This window comes from Gayadomonas joobiniege G7 (assembly GCF_000300815.1).
In the GTDB taxonomy this organism is placed as follows: domain Bacteria; phylum Pseudomonadota; class Gammaproteobacteria; order Enterobacterales; family Alteromonadaceae; genus Catenovulum; species Catenovulum joobiniege.
This window is the reverse complement of record NZ_AMRX01000007.1, coordinates 324,748-342,848: the sequence shown is the minus strand read 5'-3', so window position 1 is coordinate 342,848 and position 18,101 is coordinate 324,748. Positions and strand designations below refer to the sequence as shown.

Annotated in this window: 11 protein-coding genes; 7 read left to right on the top strand and 4 right to left on the bottom strand. The window is 37.8% G+C overall.

What is annotated here, in order from left to right; translation table 11 throughout:
* Positions 1–9 precede the first annotated feature (9 nt).
* The gene (locus tag C727_RS0113715; RefSeq protein ID WP_017446217.1) at positions 10–3,270 is read left to right on the top strand and encodes an STY4851/ECs_5259 family protein; all 3,261 of its coding nucleotides are present in this window, start codon (positions 10–12) and stop codon (positions 3,268–3,270) included.
* Position 3,271: 1 nt separating this feature from the next.
* Positions 3,272–9,538 (top strand): DEAD/DEAH box helicase, encoded by a 6,267-nt coding sequence (locus tag C727_RS0113710; protein ID WP_026052727.1) that lies wholly within the window; start codon positions 3,272–3,274, stop codon positions 9,536–9,538.
* Between the two features lie 401 nt (positions 9,539–9,939).
* Here the strand turns inward: C727_RS0113710 and C727_RS0113705 are convergent, their stop codons facing one another.
* Entirely contained in the window at positions 9,940–10,962 is a 1,023-nt protein-coding gene (locus C727_RS0113705; RefSeq protein ID WP_017446215.1) for a hypothetical protein, read from the bottom strand.
* 590 nt (positions 10,963–11,552) lie between these two features.
* Here C727_RS0113705 and C727_RS0113700 point away from each other — a divergent pair.
* Complete coding sequence (locus C727_RS0113700) at positions 11,553–12,215, top strand: inovirus Gp2 family protein (protein WP_017446214.1); 663 nt, start codon at positions 11,553–11,555, stop codon at positions 12,213–12,215.
* Positions 12,216–12,290: 75 nt separating this feature from the next.
* Here C727_RS0113700 and C727_RS0113695 read toward each other — a convergent pair whose 3' ends face one another.
* From C727_RS0113695 to C727_RS0113685, 3 genes are all read right to left on the bottom strand, one after another.
* Entirely contained in the window at positions 12,291–12,851 is a 561-nt protein-coding gene (locus C727_RS0113695) for a tyrosine-type recombinase/integrase (RefSeq protein ID WP_017446213.1), read from the bottom strand.
* Positions 12,852–12,991: 140 nt separating this feature from the next.
* Positions 12,992–13,414: a DUF2787 family protein gene (locus C727_RS0113690; protein ID WP_017446212.1), complete on the bottom strand. Its 423-nt coding sequence runs from the start codon at positions 13,412–13,414 to the stop codon at positions 12,992–12,994.
* A gap of 11 nt (positions 13,415–13,425) precedes the next feature.
* The gene (locus C727_RS0113685; RefSeq protein WP_017446211.1) at positions 13,426–13,902 is read right to left on the bottom strand and encodes a JAB domain-containing protein; all 477 of its coding nucleotides are present in this window, start codon (positions 13,900–13,902) and stop codon (positions 13,426–13,428) included.
* A gap of 135 nt (positions 13,903–14,037) precedes the next feature.
* Between C727_RS0113685 and C727_RS0113680 the strand changes: the two genes are divergently transcribed.
* From C727_RS0113680 to C727_RS19405, 4 genes are all read left to right on the top strand, one after another.
* Positions 14,038–14,223 (top strand): AlpA family transcriptional regulator, encoded by a 186-nt coding sequence (locus C727_RS0113680; protein WP_017446210.1) that lies wholly within the window; start codon positions 14,038–14,040, stop codon positions 14,221–14,223.
* A 524-nt stretch (positions 14,224–14,747) separates the two neighbouring features.
* Positions 14,748–14,993: a helix-turn-helix domain-containing protein gene (locus tag C727_RS0113675; RefSeq protein WP_017446209.1), complete on the top strand. Its 246-nt coding sequence runs from the start codon at positions 14,748–14,750 to the stop codon at positions 14,991–14,993.
* Between the two features lie 348 nt (positions 14,994–15,341).
* Positions 15,342–16,919, top strand: a complete 1,578-nt coding sequence (locus C727_RS0113670; RefSeq protein ID WP_017446208.1) for a type I restriction-modification system subunit M — start codon at positions 15,342–15,344, stop codon at positions 16,917–16,919.
* Positions 16,903–18,099 (top strand): restriction endonuclease subunit S, encoded by a 1,197-nt coding sequence (locus tag C727_RS19405; protein ID WP_017446207.1) that lies wholly within the window; start codon positions 16,903–16,905, stop codon positions 18,097–18,099. The genes C727_RS0113670 and C727_RS19405 overlap by 17 nt, the downstream gene beginning before the upstream one ends.
* Positions 18,100–18,101 lie beyond the last annotated feature (2 nt).

Below are 18,101 nucleotides of genomic sequence, written 5' to 3'. Positions count from 1 at the left end.
GACGTTGATATGTCAGAAATTTTTAAGCCCGTTACATTAGATAACGTAACTACTTTTATCACGGAGTTTTTATCGAAAAGAAACTTGCGAGTCCCCACTGCTGCTGCGTTATTTACCTATCATTTAAGTGTAGGGGATTACTCTCGACTAAAATCTTTATTACAACAACAAGCGCCTAATAACGCGACGTTTAAAAACAAATATTGGTGTGCGGCTTTTTGTTTGTTTAGCGCTGAGTGGTACCGACGAGAATACCGCTCTGGGTGGACTTGGTCTGGTATATTTGCAGCCTTGGGTTATGAAATAGACGCCAACCAACGTTCAACCGCTGTTACCAAAGGGCTGAACTTTTGGCTGCGCCCCATTAATAAACACAGCGGTAATCGCAATGATTATTTAGGCTCTGTTTACGCTGAAGGTGGCTTACCCTTTGGTTTGTTGGCCGAGCAGGGCAGTCGGTTTCAAAGTTTGTTTAAACGTTTACTTGCCGATTATGACAAAGCAAAAACCTTTGGCCAGTCGCCCATTCCGTTAATTGAACAGCAATTAGTAAGAATGCCCGATGCATTTAAAGAGCTGAGTACGGTTGAATTACTCCATGACATGGTGAGTAACTTATATGGGTTAATTGATACTTACGCGCTTGAACAACAAAGTAATCCTACGCAATTTCTTGACTCAACTTTGCCTAAATGGCGAGTGAGTTTTCCTATCCCGTTTGATGATCAAACCGGCGATGACTTTTTATCTGGCCTGCTTAAATCTGCGGCTGAACAACGAAAAGAATTTAGAAAAAACGCCGAACGTTTAAAATTAGAGCAGTGGTTAGTACCTAGTGATGAATTGACCTTTGCGGCGAGTATTACGGTAAGTAGTAAGTTTACGGCTTCTGTTAGTAAACACGACTTATCCGCGCCAATGGTTGAAGTATTAATTTATGAGGGGAGCCGTCAAATCGCCGACCTAGGTATGGCGCGTGCTGAGCCAGTTAATGACCATGTTGTTTTACACACACGTAAATTAAAAGCGCAATTTAGACGTAGCTTAAACGACGCTGATTTAAAGCTTGTTATTATGCAAGCGGGGCGAGTTTGTTATACCGAAGAAATTCCAGCCTCGGCAATCCCACATCAAGAAATGCCAATTATATTACTAGCCGATGATGATAAGCAGCTTGTTTATGGTATGGGCAGTAAAAGTAAAAAAGCAGGCTCATTAGCTGTTATTACTTCAAAAAATGCACAAATAGAGCTTGAGCACGCAACTTTGCATGAAGATAGCCAAAAAACAAATTACCGGTTATTAACATTTAGTGGCGTGTTAACACTAAAGTATGTTTTTGATGATCACGGTGATACGTATGAAATATCAACAAAAGAAGAGAGTTTTAATAAAGAATTATTAACTATCACAGGAGAAGAGTTTGAATTTACAACAGACAAAGGCTATCCGGTGTTTAAAGGTTTGCCTAAAGTAAGCTGTGATCTCCAACAAACGCAAGTTTTTTTGGGCGACGATGAATTAGGTAAAGTGAGATATAGTGCTGGCCTGTATGGCCGACAAGTTTTAAGGGTTAAGCGTAACAATAAAACACTGTACCGACGTAAGTTGGCTATTTTACCTGCTAATTTTTCCATGCAGCTACAAGCGAGTAATAGTGCTAACGAAGGTTGTGTTAAAATTCATAGCGACACTACCTTTATTTATAATGTAACAGGTGAATTAACCTCAAATGCGATAAATATAGCGCATGGCAAACGTATTAATTTACAAGCCGACCATATACCACCCGCCTATTTTAATATAGCGATACAAGCAAACTTACTTGCTGAACCTATAGAGCTAAAATTACCCTTCCCAAGCAAAGGTGCATTGTTGTTTGATGGCAATGGTAAAGAGTTGCCGCGACACTTTTCAGTCGATAATTTACTGGGCGCTAGAATTAATTTATTCAAAGAGGCCCATAAAGCCTGTACGACATTTGAAATAGAATTAAAAGCACCAACCAGTGCGCAAGGTAATGCAGTTTATGTATTTAATTATCAAGTTGATAAGTTTGTTGAAGAGGTAAACCTTTTTGATTTGCGGGAGAAAATAAAAGAATTACTCGCAACGGCTGAATCTTCAGAACTCGATGAAGTGGTTAGAATGTTAATTAGTGCGCCAGGAATGAGAACAAAACAATATACTATCGGCTGGTTTGCATTAACAGGAAATAGAGAACATAACATTCTAACGTTTGATGCGCACACTGATGTTGATTTTTCAGGTTTAAAAGTAGAACTAATCAACTTAGCTAACCCAGAGCAAAAGTCGCAATCTTTAGCGCAACGAACATCGGATGGTGCATGCATTGGCACCTTTGAATTGCCCCCGGTAATTGACTCACCTAAACTTGCTGTACCTTCACAAAGTTCAAATGTGCAATTTAGGCCTGTGTTTATTCCCCCCACAGAACAATCAGAGGCGCCTGATAGAATACGTTCGTTAGGGAAAGCGGCAGAAGTTTTTCATCCACAGTTTAATAAATTTGTATTTGATGAAGTGTTAAGTGCTATGGCAACAGACATAGGGCATTCAGGCTGGCGTTATTTGGATTGTTTGATTGAAAAATATGCACACTTACCGATGTTAACATTTGAGGCTTTTAAAGCACTTGCGCGCCATCCTAACTGTTTGGCAATCTTACCTTTTGCGACTAAGTTAAATACCGCAAATGTTCTACAAATTCTACAAACAGAATTTAATATTGTTTGGGAATTGATCCCCTTGAGTTTGTGGCAACATGGACAGAACCTTTATGAATCACATATGACGCAATTGGGGTTGCCAGATGTTTTAGTGGCTAAATATACGGCTGAAAAGTTAGAAGCTATTTGTAGTTTTGTATCATTGCCTGATTTATTCTCATTAAATGCTAGCAATAAAGCAAGGTACTCTGGATTAGTGGAGTTCTACCGTGAAAATTTGCTTAGGAACAATGCTGATGAAATAGTTCGTTGGCCTCAGCATTATAAAACTCAACTTAGCGAATGGATTGGAAAGAATTACCCAGAACTTACACTCTTTAATGTTCCGCATGACTTTCAACGCTCAATTATGTATTTCCCCATGGTTGCGGCTGCTGTTGCTTCAACTAGTGTAACTTGGGAAGAAGTACTTGGCTGTTCAGAAGTGAATTATTTTTTATTACGCCAGTTAATAGAGTTTGATAGAAATTGGTTTGATGCCGTTTATCAATGCTCATTATGCTTTTTTATTCAGGAATAAGATGATGAATGGATTTTTTTCAACTCTAAAAAAACAAGCCAATGCTCGTGCTAAAGAGGCAACATTAAGTGTGCTAGGTATTAATAACCCTAATTTAAGAAAACACTTAAATAATAAAATGCAAACAGATGAACAGTTTGTTAACGGACCTGTTTTTGAACAAATGTTTAGTTGGGAAAGAAATACTAAATTTCAGATGCGGGATCTGGTACCAGAAGGCTTATTGTCGCAAGCTGTAGTAGATGCATTGGACTCTGACAAAAACAATCGCTATGCCTTTAAGAAAACATGGAACCCATTTGCACACCAATATAAAGCATGGAACGAGCTGTTAGATGATAAAGTGCAGTCGCGGATCATTACCAGCGGTACAGGATCTGGTAAAACAGAGTGTTTCATGGTGCCAGTGCTGGAAGATTTATATCGAGAGTATGAACAATCAAAAGAGCAACTTGAAGGTGTTAGGGCGATATTTTTGTATCCACTTAATGCGCTTATTAATTCTCAGCGTGAACGTTTAAACGCATGGACTCAGCATTTTGAGGGGAATATTCGTTTTTGTTTGTTTAATGGTAAAACGCCTGAACATTTGAATGGTAAAGAAAAGCAAAAACAAAAAGTGAGACCACAAGAGGTTATGTGTCGAGAGGGCTTACGTGAAAACCCAGCGCCAATTCTGGTAACTAATGGCACCATGCTTGAGTATATGCTGGTTAGGCAAACCGACGCCCCCATTATTGAAAAGTCTAAAGGTAAACTTCGGTGGATTGTATTGGATGAAGCGCATACCTATGTTGGCTCACAAGCCGCAGAATTAGCATTACAATTACGCCGAGTCATGCAAGCTTTTGAAGTAAGGCCTGAAAATATTAGGTTTGTCGCAACTTCAGCAACCATTGCGGGCTCAAAAGCAGAAGAAAAATTAAAAATGTACCTTGCTAGTTTAGCGAATATTTCGGTTGATCAAGTTGATGTTATTGGTGGTCAGCGAGTTGTACCACCTTTAGAAGAAAAAGCCAAACAAGATCTATCTTTAGCTCAAATAAAACAAATAGAGCCTGAAGGAATAGTTCCGGTAAAGAAAAAAGATAAACGTGATCCTGATATCTCAAAATTAAGGTATCAGGCGTTAGAAGCTAGTGAAATAGCAGTTGAGTTACGAGCTATTTTGACCGAGCCAAACACCCCGCCCAAAACGATTAATGAACTTAAACAGCGTCTAAGTCATTTTAATTTAACTGAAGATGAAATTTATCAATGGCTTGATGTTTGTACTGCGACTAAACCAAGTGCAAATGACGAAGCATTTTTAAAACTAAGAGCACATTATTTTCAACGAACACTAGATGGTTTGTGGTCATGTATAGATAAAAACTGTAGTCATAAACAACCGTCAGGACTCAAAGAAAACTGGCAGTTTGGCACTGTATATTCCAAACACAGAACACGCTGTGACTGTGGTGCGCCTGTGCTTGAATTGTCTTTTTGCGAAGAATGCAATGAACCCCATTTACTTGGTGTTTATGATAATAATTCACATATCCAACAATGGGTAAATAGTCATGTTGATGAGTTTGCTCTTACCGAAGGGGAGCGGGAAGACGAATTACAAGATGAACTCAATGTACGTACTAAATCACCAACCTATAAAACATCAAAGCCCGTTGTGTTTAGTGCTAATGAAAATGAAGAAAGTGGTTACTATAAAATAGGTGTAACTAAAGAAGGAAAACTGACGTTTGATGAAGGTGAGATATTTTTAGCAGAAAGACCACAAGATGACCAAGAATGTTCTAACTGTGGGTATACCGGTAAAAATACACGTGCACTTAGGCGAGCTATGTTGGGCGCGCCTTTTTATGCGACCAATGTTGTACCAACAATTTTAGAGTATTGCCCAGATTTTGAAGCAGACAAAGATAGCGACACTAAACAACTTGGGCCGAATGAGCTGCCTGCACGTGGCCGCAGGTTGATCACCTTTACCGACAGCCGTCAAGGTACCGCTAAAATTTCGGTGAATATGCAACAAGAGGCAGAGCGGTCTTATTTTAGAGGGTCTTTAGTTAGAGAGCTTAAAAAGCACCTTGAAGAAAAAATGGATATAGATCCTGAGCTTCTTGAAAAAGTGAAAGACTATAGTTCAATGCCAATTGACACACTAAAAATTTTACTACCGTCGATTAAGCAGGTAAAACCAGATGATGCTATTGCACTTGAGCAATATATAGTAGCCATTCAATCAAATACAAAGCCAAGCCTAAAACCGATCTCTGTTAACTGGAAGGAAATGATCGACGTTTTAAAAGGCGACGATAATATCGCAAAATCAATGACCTTTGAAAACCATTACCTTGCCCGTGAAGTATTTGCATTAAATGATGCAACAAAACTTTCTGAAATGATATTAACTCGAGAAGTTGCCCGTCGTCCCAAAAATAGAAATAACGTTGAGACGCAAGGGTTAGTAAAGTTGGTTTACCCTAAAATAGAGTTGATCAATAAAGTACCAGATTTTTGGAAGGAAAATAACTTTACGCTGCAAGATTGGAAAAACTATTTAAAAGTGTGCATGGATTTTTATGTCCGTGAGAATACCTATGTAAACATACCACATGAAATATCTCGCTGGGTAGGTATGCATTTTTATCCTAAATTTTTAATTAGCCCAGATTCAAGTGATGAAAATGAGAATAGCGTAAAACGTTGGCCTTTATACAAGAAAGGCACGGCTCGTCAACAGCGCATCGTTAACCTTTTAATTAAAGCGGCAAAGTTTAATAACATAGGTAAACGTGAAGAGGACCAAATTAATACCTGGTTAAGGTCTGCCTGGGATGTTTTAGTTAATACTCGTACACTAAATGAATATGCAGGAAAACAGTATCAACTTAACTTAAATACTGTTGAATTTAGTTTATTTACAGATGCGTATATTTGCCCTGTGACCAACAAATTAATAGATACAGTTTTTGCAGGTTTATCGCCTTATATGCCGGCAAATAAAGATCCTGATAGTTATTTATGTAAGTCTGTTACATTGCCTTCGATTTGGGAGTTTGACACAAGTACAGATAATTCTAGGTATGTGGCAGAAACTAGAAAAAATATTGCTAAGGATGAAAAGGTAAAGCTTTTACGTGAACAAAATTTATGGACGGATATTAACGATAGTGCAGTAGAAGGCGGTTTTTATTATACAACGGCAGAGCACTCAGCACAGCAGAAGTCTGAAAACTTAGAGCGCTACGAAGAACGTTTTAAAAACGGACAAAAGAACGTATTAAATTGTTCAACAACAATGGAGATGGGGGTTGATATTGGTGGCATTAGTGCAGTTGTGATGAATAACGTGCCCCCACATCCTGCTAATTATTTACAAAGAGCGGGCCGGGCGGGACGTTCAAGTGAATCACGGGCTATCGGTTTTACTATTTGTAAAAGCAACCCTCATGACCAGTTTGTATTTAATGAGCCTAAATGGCCTTTTATTACACCAATCTTAGCTCCTAATGTTACTTTTAGCTCTAAAAAAATAGTGCAACGCCATGTTAATTCATTTTTGTTGGGCATCTTTTTAAGGGACAAAATTGGCACAACAAGTAAAGAGAAGTTGTTCTTAAATTTGCAGTGGTTTTACTTTAAAGGTGAGGCTGAAAAAGCTGTATATGAACAGTTTATTGACTGGGTTGATAGTTTAAGTACAGGTTTAACTGAAGAGATAAAATTGCTGGTAAAAGGGACAATACTAGCTAACTCATCCATTAAATCTTTACGTGATGATACGGTTGGTAAAATAGAAGACTTAGCCAACCGTTGGTTGGCGGAATATAACTATATTGCAAGCGAATTAAAGAATATAGATCCAGAAGGGCCATATGCTCACAGGCTAAACAGCGACCAAAATAGGTTGATAAAGGAATATCTATTAAGGGATTTAGCAACACGTGGCTTTTTACCGGGTTATGGATTTCCAACTGATGTTGTAAACATTAAAGTTGATTCATTGATTGATTGGCAACGTACACAACAAGATAAGGAAAAATATAAAGATAAAAGCATTGAACGGGAAGATAATGTTTCCGTGAGTCGTGGTATGCCTAGTCGCAATTTAGCTGTTGCTATTCGTGAGTTTGCGCCCGGTACTGAGTTAGTATTAGATGGACGAGTTCATCGCTCAGCAGGCATTTCTCTTAATTGGCAAAATATTCATGTAGATGGTGGCAAAGATTCTCAAAAGTTTGATGTTGCATGGCGTTGTGCTAAATGCGGGCAAACAGGCTATGAAGCCGATTTAAGTAAACAAAATGATATTATTTGCTCTAACGTAGAGTGTGCTCAACCTATTAAATTAAATAATCAAAGAAAGGTCATTCAGCCGACTGGCTTTGTGGTGGATTTTTACCGAGAACCTACAAACAATATTGCCAATACACATTATGTTCCGGTAGAACAACCGTGGGTGATGGGTAAAGGAACACACATACCACTACCCAACCCTGATATTGGCTTTATGATCAGTGATACAACAGGCAGTGTATTTCACCATAGCTCTGGTTTACATGGCACTGGTTATGGTGTTTGTTTGAGTTGTGGTAAAGCCGAGTCTATGACAACCACATCAGAGTTACCTAAAGCACTGTCGTTAGAAACGCCACATAGACCACCGATGCCAACTAAATTTCAGCGAGATGATAAAGGTAAACCAGAATGCACTGCTACAGGAAAGATTTTAGAAGGAATACATTTAGGATATAATACCACAACCGATGTATTTGAGCTGGTTTTACGTAATCCAATAACCAATGAATATTTAAATAACGAATCGGTTGCTGTAACTCTTGCTGTTGCGTTACGTAAAGCACTAGTCAATGAGCTTGGTATTGCCGTGAATGAGGTTGGCTATGGCAGTCGCCCTACATTAATTGATAAAGATGCTAAAGCACATGCGATTCAACTTTTTGATATGGTTAGTGGCGGAGCTGGTTTTGCGACGTCTGCAAAAGATAACATTGAAAATTTACTTGATAAAGCTCGAAATATATTAGGTTGTGATGAAGAGTGTGATTGTTATTGTCATAAGTGTCTTCTTGAATCTGACTCGAGACATGATATAGATTTGTTAGATCGTAAGGCTGCTTTAGGATGGTTGAATGGTATACATGCGTATATAGCTTTACCGACAGAGTTTCAACAGTTATTGGGGCCTAGCGTTCCGGTTGAATATGTAGCCAGTACATTAAAAGAAAAATTAAGTGAGTTCATTAGAAGTAAGCCGAATACCGTTAAGTTTGTTTTATCTAAAAATGTAGATGATTGGGATACTTCAATTGCACAATTTAAATCACACTTTCATAGTTATTTAGCGGATCAAATAAAAGTACAAGTTTTTGTGCCTGATGTTAAATTTAATGATGATGTTAGGGCTTTTCTATCTGAACTAGAAAGTATTGGCGTAGATATACATACCTCTCAACTTAATTACCCCGTAGTATTTCAAGTGATTAGAGGTGATCATTATATTACTATTGCTAACCCTAATACGCTAGCACAATTGCCGGGTGAGGAATGGTTAGTCAGTGACGAAATAACGGTACAGTCAGAACAATTTCATGAGATAATTGGAAAACAAATCTCATTTAAAGCTGAAAAAGAAATTGGGGCAGTAGAAGTGTCAGCGCTCAGTGAGTTAAACGGTCCACTAATCGGGTTTGGTAAAAGGTTATTAACTCACTTAACAAATGCCAATGTAAACTTGGAAAAGCATATTAGTACCAATACATTACAGTCGATAACATATACAGACCGATATATTCAAAGCCCAACGAGTATGATGATGTTATGTGAATTTTTATCAGCTATACCTAAAAACGATAGAACAAGTATCGAAGTATTCACTTGTTTTACCGATAAAAAAGCACCTCCTGGTTATGCTATTCAACACGATTGGGTTTATGAAGACGACTATCAAGATATTTTTACCGCGTGGCTACAATACAATTGCTCTGAAAAAGCCAAGCTGAACGTTGTAGGTAAGCATGAAGTACCTCACCGAAGAAGCTTAACATTAAAGTTTGATGGGGGACATGAATCAACAATCACCTTTGATCAGGGGGTTGGGTATTGGCGAGTTGAAGTAGAGCGGGGTTTACATAAGCTCGATTTTAACCAAGATCCAAAACAGCAGTTGGTTAAGTTGGCAAAGGCATTGGAAAAAGCACGTGTTGTTAATAGTGCAAATTGGGAAACGTGGTTTACTGTTAATTAGTATAATTTATCGTTTGATAATTAAGGTAAAAATATCGGTTATGTATATTAAAGCCATGGTAATCACTCAACGTTTTAGTATTCCAAATACTCTAATATGTATTTTGGAATACTAAATTTCTTGGTTACTGGTGGATTCTATTGGACGTTACGGGACTAAAAAGGTGATAAAGTTCTAATTTTAAATAAAAAAACATCCTAGGATGTCTTTTTTCTGAATTTGGTGGAGCCGGGGGGATTTGATTTTACTCTTTAATTGATTGAATTTAAATTAAATTAAATATTTTTTTACTATCTTGGAATTCATTTTGGAATACTAAAATGGGTGGGTTTTCCATAATGCGGGCTTTGACCCCCCACATCAGCCGATTTGTCCTATAACTTAAGGGACTGGTTTTTATTTCACAGTTCAGGCTTCTTTTTTAATTTAGCATGCTCTTCATTAATCAACTCTTCAATAAGGGCATTCTTTTTTAAACCTTTTCTAATGGCTAACTCCTTTATCTTTTCTTCCAAGGTAATGTCCATCAAAAACTGGAATGACTTTTTGTTTTTATTATTTCGTCTGAACTTGTTTTGACTCCAGTTTTTTGCAGTTTTGTTTAGAACGAGTGCAGCAAAGGATTTATCGGTATAAAACAAATAATCTATGAGGGAAACCAGAGAGGTGTATTTATTTTCAAAAGAGTCTGTCGCTAAGCCATAAAGTGTAAAATTAGATACCTTAAAGGAAAGTTCAGAATGGATAGCATTTGTAATATTTTCCCAATAATAATTGACCATATCGTTATCCTTATATTCTATTTTTTTTACGAATGGATCTGCCAGTGACGACGCGTTATTCCAAATTTTTTTGATTTCGTTTAGACAATAGGTCTTATCTGTTTTTAGAGTTGTTATATTATAATTTAAAACATCAGCATCATATATGAAGTTCAAATGGATTCTTAGTTCGTTTTTTTTCTGGCTTCGGTTACTTTTAGGGGCTGATAAAGCCTTTTCTATTTGGCGAAGAGTGTCGACATTTAATTTGGGCTGTTTACTATATGGGAATATTTTATCAACTACTCGATTAAATAAATCAAAATTTCTAATATCAATTGTGGGCTCAAGTGTGTATTGGTTTATATTTTTAAGCGGTACATTTTGACGGAAATATAATATCGCAAAGGTTAATAGTCTGTCATTGTCAGGTGTTTGTATGAATTTATCACTGTTATAATACTCATTCTGTATGTGCGTGAGCATTCCCAAAGCATCATTATTATTTTCTACTCTTAGAATTTCTTCAGCGAGCAGATCAGGGTTGCTGTGTTGTAATATTTCTTCAAAGGTTAGCAGTTCGTAGATGTCAAATAACATAGGGCATTTAAACGAACGTACGTTTTTAGATTTTTCCATTATTTTATTAAATTTACTAAGCATAATATTCCATCTCTATTTGACTATTACATTGTTTATTTACTAAATATTTATTGACTATTTAATAAGTGTTTATTGATAATTTAATAATTAATTATTGATGATTTAATAAGTGTCTATTCTGTTTGAATTGGCGTGGGATGGCAAGTAAATATTGGGTTTTAGCGGAATGAAAGGCACTTACTTAATGCTAAGTAGTAAAACAGCTAACTCCAAAAAAATATTAGTGCACGAGACAAAGGAATCCCAAGGGCACCCATGAGCTTGACGCCGGAAATCAAAGGGGAGCTTTTCATGTTAATTGCCGGATTATTATTAATAGCTGTTTTTAATACCTCTGATGCATCACTATACAAGTACACTAGCCTTATATAATATCCGTAGTGGTATGTAGTGTGGGATGCCTAGTATTGGACTGTACACTATGGTAGCTAGTTACACTCTGCAATAGCACTATTGAGGTGCTATTGCATCTTAACCGAATAGCAATTCATAGCAGCTATGAATTGCAATAAACGTTACAGCGAAAATTAAAAAATAATTCAACCACAACTCCTATAGAGGCAATTCAATAAATGTTATAGGAGTTCGTCATGGACAATCAAAACCACCATTGCAATATTGATAAATATTTGCAAAGTATCCCGGTTGAAACGTTACCGTGTTATAAAAAATACAATGTCAAATATGAATATTTTGATGGCATATATAAACTAATGGGGAGATCGCTTAAGGAGAATAAACGACTAAGTGTAATTAGGTTTGACTTACATATACCCAAATATTCAAGGGATACGCCAATAGACCATACATTTGCAATCTCTAGATTTATAGAGGCATTGAAATACCGTTTGAAAGCAGATCAAACTAAAAAACGTCGTGAGGGCAAGCGGACATATCCATTAGGATTTAAATACCTGTGGGCACGTGAGATTGGAAATGAATCTAACCGTGCGCATTACCATGTTGCCATTTTTGTTAACAAAGATTCTTATAATGAACTCGGTAATTTTAGAGACCGCAGAGGCCTATCCCATTTGATAATAATGGCCTGGTCTACCACTTTTAAATTAGACTACGAACATGCTCAAACGTTAGTACATTTCCCTCATGAACCAGTTGCATGGTTGAATCCTATGTCTAACGACTTTGAGGCCTCTTTGAAGAGCGTACTTAATCGGCTAATTTATTTAGCAAAATACGAAACTAAGGTGTACGGAGTTCCTTCAAGAAATTTTGGTATGAGTCAAAAATAGAGTTTTCTTTAATAATGTATAGATAAAAAAAAATGGAATCGAGTACTGATCAAGTTAAACAGTACTCGAACTCATTTATAGCACCAGTTCCTTAAAGTCGCAGTCTATTTCATCTTGAGTGATTCCGATGTATCTCAATGTCGCCGACTCTGACGTATGCCTTAGCATCTTCATAACCCGCCCGATGTCTTTAGTCTTCTGATAGAGCATATATCCGCGCGTTTTACGCATTGAATGTGTGCCTAACTTCAATTTTACTTCTTCGCCAACTGAGCTAAAGGCCATCGATACGGCTCTTCTAGTAATTGGTCTAGGGCAGTTGTTGAGAGCTTGTTTGTTTCGGTATGATTGAAAAACGTATATATGGTCCGGGTGCTGCTGTTTTATTGTGTTAATGCGTGTTATCGTTTTGGCATTAAGCTGAATGTTTGCTAGTTTGCCTGTTTTGGACTCCTTAATTACTAGTCGGTCATCGCAAATATCGCTAAACTTGATGGATAGCAAATCAGAAATGCGTAGAGCTAGGTTTATGCCAATGTTCCAAACATCAGACATTTGTCGGCTGGTGCGGATTTCCAATAAATGGCTAATTAGTCGGATCATTTCTTCAGATTTTACAGCTTGAACTTCAGACATGAGTTGCTTCCTTTTTTTCGGTATTTTACTAAAAAAGGAACTTAAAGCCGGTTTTTAGACATTAAGTCCCCGTTTTAAAGGGCTCGAAACTTCCCGTTTTATCATTTTGGGAAGTTAGCCAGAGATTCGGTTTAGGGGGATTATCGCTCTATGCTGATATCAACCTCATAAGCCCCCAATTCGTAATAAGTGATGAAGTTGCGAATAAACAACTCGAACACTTCTCGCATTTGAAACTTTGCCAATACCTGAAGCCCAAACTGAAACAAACGACCGGTGCCGAAGCACACGTCAATTGCTTTAATGAGTTCAGGGAAAGGAAAGCCCACAAATTGAAAATCCGTTATGTATATCATCTTCCACCGGCCATCGATTTGCTCTAGCCGGATCTCAACAGGGTGAAAGCCTCCATTTTCAGCCGTATAGGTCGGATCTCGAAAGTTGAATGTGATCGCTTGTGCTGTGGAAATGTCGGTTGATAGCCTTTTGGTTTCATCGCCTAGTATCCGATAAATCGTAGTAGGCAATGGCAAGCGAGATTCTTGGTCAATGTTTAAATTCATTTTTTTGCTCCTTACACCATGCCGTGCTCGGCCATAGAAAAACAATTGGCTCCAACGATGAAGTGGTCCAATACTCTTATATCCACTAAACCCAGCGCGCTTTTCAGGCGCTGTGTTATTTGCTTATCAGCGCTAGAAGGTTCAGTTACACCAGAGGGGTGATTATGAGCGAATATAACGGCCGCAGCGTTACTCTGAAGGCATAGTTTTACAACTTCCCTAGGGTATATGCTTGCGCCGTCTATAGTGCCGTAGAACAGCTCCTGGTAGCTTATAAGGTGGTGCTGGTTTGTGAGCAACATTACACTGAAAACTTCTCTTTGCTGAGTCGCCAGTTTGCAGCTAAGAAACTGTTTAACTAAATCGACAGAGGTAAAAACATCTGACTGGACGAATTGCTTGCTGATAATGCTAGCCGCGTGCTCAAGCACGCATTGATCAGCGGATGTAAGGTTTAATCGGCAAGTTACCGGTTGAGTACTGTGCATTGTAGGTCTCCTAATTGTAGTTAATGCACAGTAGTAATATGTAAATGTAATTTTTTGGAATCGATTTTTAGCGGCCTAAAATTAGCAAATATGTGTTTGCGTCATTGTATGTCTTAAATAACCAAGGGCATACAAATGCGATTTATTAAATTAAAAGAAGTTATTGAAATTACAACACTTAGTCGGTCATCTATTTACCAATTTATGAAAGAAGAAAAGTTTCCTAAGGCTGTATCATTAGGCGGCAGGTCAGTTGCTTGGGTGGAAGATGAAGTGACCGATTGGATGATGGATAAGGTGGAAAATAGGGAAGGGTATTGAGTGATAAAAGTCGATAACTAAAAATTACTTAATTATCATTTACGTATTATCGTCGTAATTTCCTGCTCCTGATTCGAATTGTGTCTGTTCATATTTAACAGGAGGCAAAAAAACAGCACAATCATAAATACCAGTAGAATGCTAATCTGGGCAAGTTAAATGTCCCTGATAGAAAAGTGCTGTTAGTTGAGCGACCCTTCCAAGTACTAAATGTCGACCAATAACCTGTTGTGACCTCCTCGGATGTCTGGTACGGATCCGTCTGTCGAAATTTAACTAAGCATTTATTTAGCGTGATTTAGAAAGTGCAATAAAAGCTGCGCGAATTTCTGTTACTGAAAACCTATCCATATTCTTCATGCAAATTACTTGTTTGATTAGAGGTTCTATTGTCATTACTACACCAAAAAATATTGATAGAATAGTTCATTAAATAACATATATGTTAATTTCTTTCATTATATGTCATGGGTTGAGGTATCGCAATATGAGAATATTTACGTTTTACGTTGTGAGATCTTTAGATGCAGCCAGTTCAAAAACTGATTGGAATGAATATTAAACTTGCGAGAACGAAGCGTTCCATATCTCAAGCTGAACTAGCAGAAAAGATTGGCATAGAGGCGAGTTACCTGAGTCGTATTGAAAGGGCTGTAGTGCCTGTCTCATGTGAAAGGGTTTATGAGATAATTCATGTTCTTGGGTGTAAACCATCGGAGATATTTCCTGAACCATCAGAAGTAGAAACGAAGCTAAACATAAAGAAATAACCAGTGATGCTCTTTTCGTTTATTTCTTAACGGAAAAATTGCTAATTTCTAACACCTCACAATGTTCAACTTATTGTATAATCTTTCATTTTTCCATACTCTCTAATGGTATCTAAGAAAAGTGAAATTTATTAATTCAATACGTTGATAGATTCAATTTATTTTAAATAGCTTTGATATGCTGAACTCAATTCGCTAAAAGTCAGCAATTTGAGTGCAGTAACGCGATGCATGGATAGAAAAAGAATAAAGTTAGTAATAAGTCGCTCTACGAATTTTCAAATTTGTGAGCTTATTGATAGTTCAGGCTTATACATAGTTTTTATTTTAATCTTAGGAAAAGGTTGAATGGCTAAAAAAGCAGTAGCAAAGAAGAAAGAAAAATCATTTGAAGAAACACTTTGGGATGCAGCGAACAAGCTGCGTGGTAGTGTTGAATCGTCAGAATACAAACACATCGTATTAAGCCTGATTTTCCTCAAATTCATCAGCGATACGTTCGAGAAGCGCAAGCAAGATCTGATTGATGCAGGGCAAGAAAAGTATGTTGATTTAGTTCAGGCATACACTAAAGAAAACGTCTTTTATCTCCCAGAAGAGAGCCGCTGGAGCTTTGTTCAGCAAAACGCTAAACAAGAAGATATTGCTCTAAAGATCGATACAGCTCTAAGCACCATCGAGAAAACCAACAAAGCACTGCAAGGTGCGTTGCCTGATAACTACTTCTCTCGTCTTGGTTTGGATGTCAGCAAGCTATCTGCGCTGATCGATGTGATTAACAATATCGACACTTTAGCGAATCCGCACGAAGATGTGGTAGGTCGAGTCTATGAATATTTCTTGTCTAAATTTGCGATTGCAGAGGGTAAGGGTAAGGGCGAGTTCTATACACCAAAGAGCATCGTTAACCTAATTGCAGAACTGATTGAACCATACAAAGGTAAAATCTATGACCCTTGTTGTGGTTCGGGCGGTATGTTTGTTCAGTCAATGAAGTTCATTGAGAACCACAAAGGCAATAAGAAAGACATTTCTGTGTATGGTCAAGAGTACACAGGCGCAACCTACAAACTAGCGAAAATGAACCTTGCTATTCGCGGTATCTCTGCCAACCTTGGCGCAGCCGCAAAAGATACCTTTGCCAATGATCAGCATGAAACTCTTAAAGCTGATTTTATTATGGCGAATCCACCATTCAATCAGAAAGAATGGCGAGCTTCCGATGAGCTGGTTGATGATCATCGTTGGGATGGCTACGAAACTCCACAAACAGGTAATGCCAACTATGGTTGGATTTTACATATGGTTTCCAAGCTGTCTGAAAATGGAGTAGCTGGTTTTATTCTGTCAAATGGTGCTCTCTCTGGCGATGGTACGGAAAAAGCTATCCGCAAGAAGTTGATTGAAAATAATCTAGTTGAGGCAGTAATTATTTTGCCTCGCAGTATGTTCTACACCACTGATATCAGTGTCACCTTATGGATACTCAACAAAAACAAAAAAGAGCGCATTGTTCCGCACGAAGATGTCACTCGTAATTATCGTGACCGTGAAGAAGAAATTCTGTTTATGGATCTGCGTCAACGTGGTGAACCGTTTGAGAAAAAGTTTGTTCAGTTCTCTGAGCAAGACATTCAAGACTTTGCAAATACGCTTCACACTTGGCAGCAAGTGGGGGCGGAAGAGAATTACAAGGACATTGCTGAATATTGTTACTCTGCAAAGAAAACGGAAGTTTCAGCGAAAGATTACTCGCTTGTTCCTAGTAAATACATTGAGTTCATTAACAGAGATGAGAATGTCAATTTTGATGACAAGATGAACAGATTAAGAGGTGATTTTGGTTCTCTACTTGTAAAAGAAGAACAATCGAAGAATGACTTGCTAAATGTTTTTAAAGAGCTGGGCTATGAGATCAAACTATAAAAAACTAGGTCAGTTTATTCAGGTCGTTGACACTAGAAATAAAGAAAACCGTAAGGATAACTTACTTGGTGTATCAACCCAGAAGGTGTTTATTGATTCTGTTGCTAACACTGTAGGAACTGACTTTAAAAAGTACAAAATCGTAAGAAAACATCAATTCACCTACGTACCTGATACATCTCGTAGGGGAGATAAAATGGGGATCGCAATGCTTGATTCGTTAGAGCAGGCGTTGGTATCCCAAGCTTATACTGTATTTGAGGTTAAAGACTTAAATCTGCTAGACCCAGAATATTTGATGATGTGGTTTAGACGACCTGAATTTGATCGCTATGCTCGGTTTAAGTCTCATGGTTCAGTTCGTGAAATTTTTGATTGGCAAGAAATGTGTGATGTTGAACTACCAGTCCCATCAATCGAAAAGCAGCGTGAAATCGTTCGTGAATACAATGTCGTCAATGACCGTATTGCACTAAACGAACAACTTATTCAAAAGCTAGAAGATACCGCTCAAGCTATTTACAAACAGTGGTTTATAGACTTTGAGTTCCCGATCTCTAAAGAATATGCAGAATTCATCGGTAAACCTGAACTAGAAGGAAAGCCTTATAAGTCTTCTGGGGGAGATGTAGCGTACAGTGAGGAGCTTGAATGTGAGGTTCCAACTATCTGGAATATAGGGAACTTGGGCACCCTGGTCGATATGAAGTACGGTAAAATGCTTAACTCAGACAAGTTTACCAGCGAAGGGTTTCCAGTGTTCTCTGGGTATGGTATTCGAGGTTACTACAGTGAGTTTATGTATGAGAATCCCGAAATTTTAATTGTTTGCCGAGGGGTGAGTGGGACTGGGAACGTTGTTATGTCTCCTCCAAAGGCTTTTATCACGAATCTAAGTATTGTTGCTTCGATATGTCAATCATCTGTCCGAAAAGGCTTTCTGTATTACTTCCTTAAGTTCAAAAATCTTAGAAGTCTTGATAGTGGTTCTGCTCAGTCAATGATAACGATTGGTGATTTGGAAAAAGTAGTAGTGCCAATTCCACAAGAATCTTTACAAGAATCATTTGAGCAAATTTTTGAGAAGGTTCAGCGCCAGCAAAGGGTGTTTAACAAAGAAAATGGGAAATTAGTTGAGCTAAAAAGCCTTCTCTTAGGGCAGATGTATAGGGGACACTAATA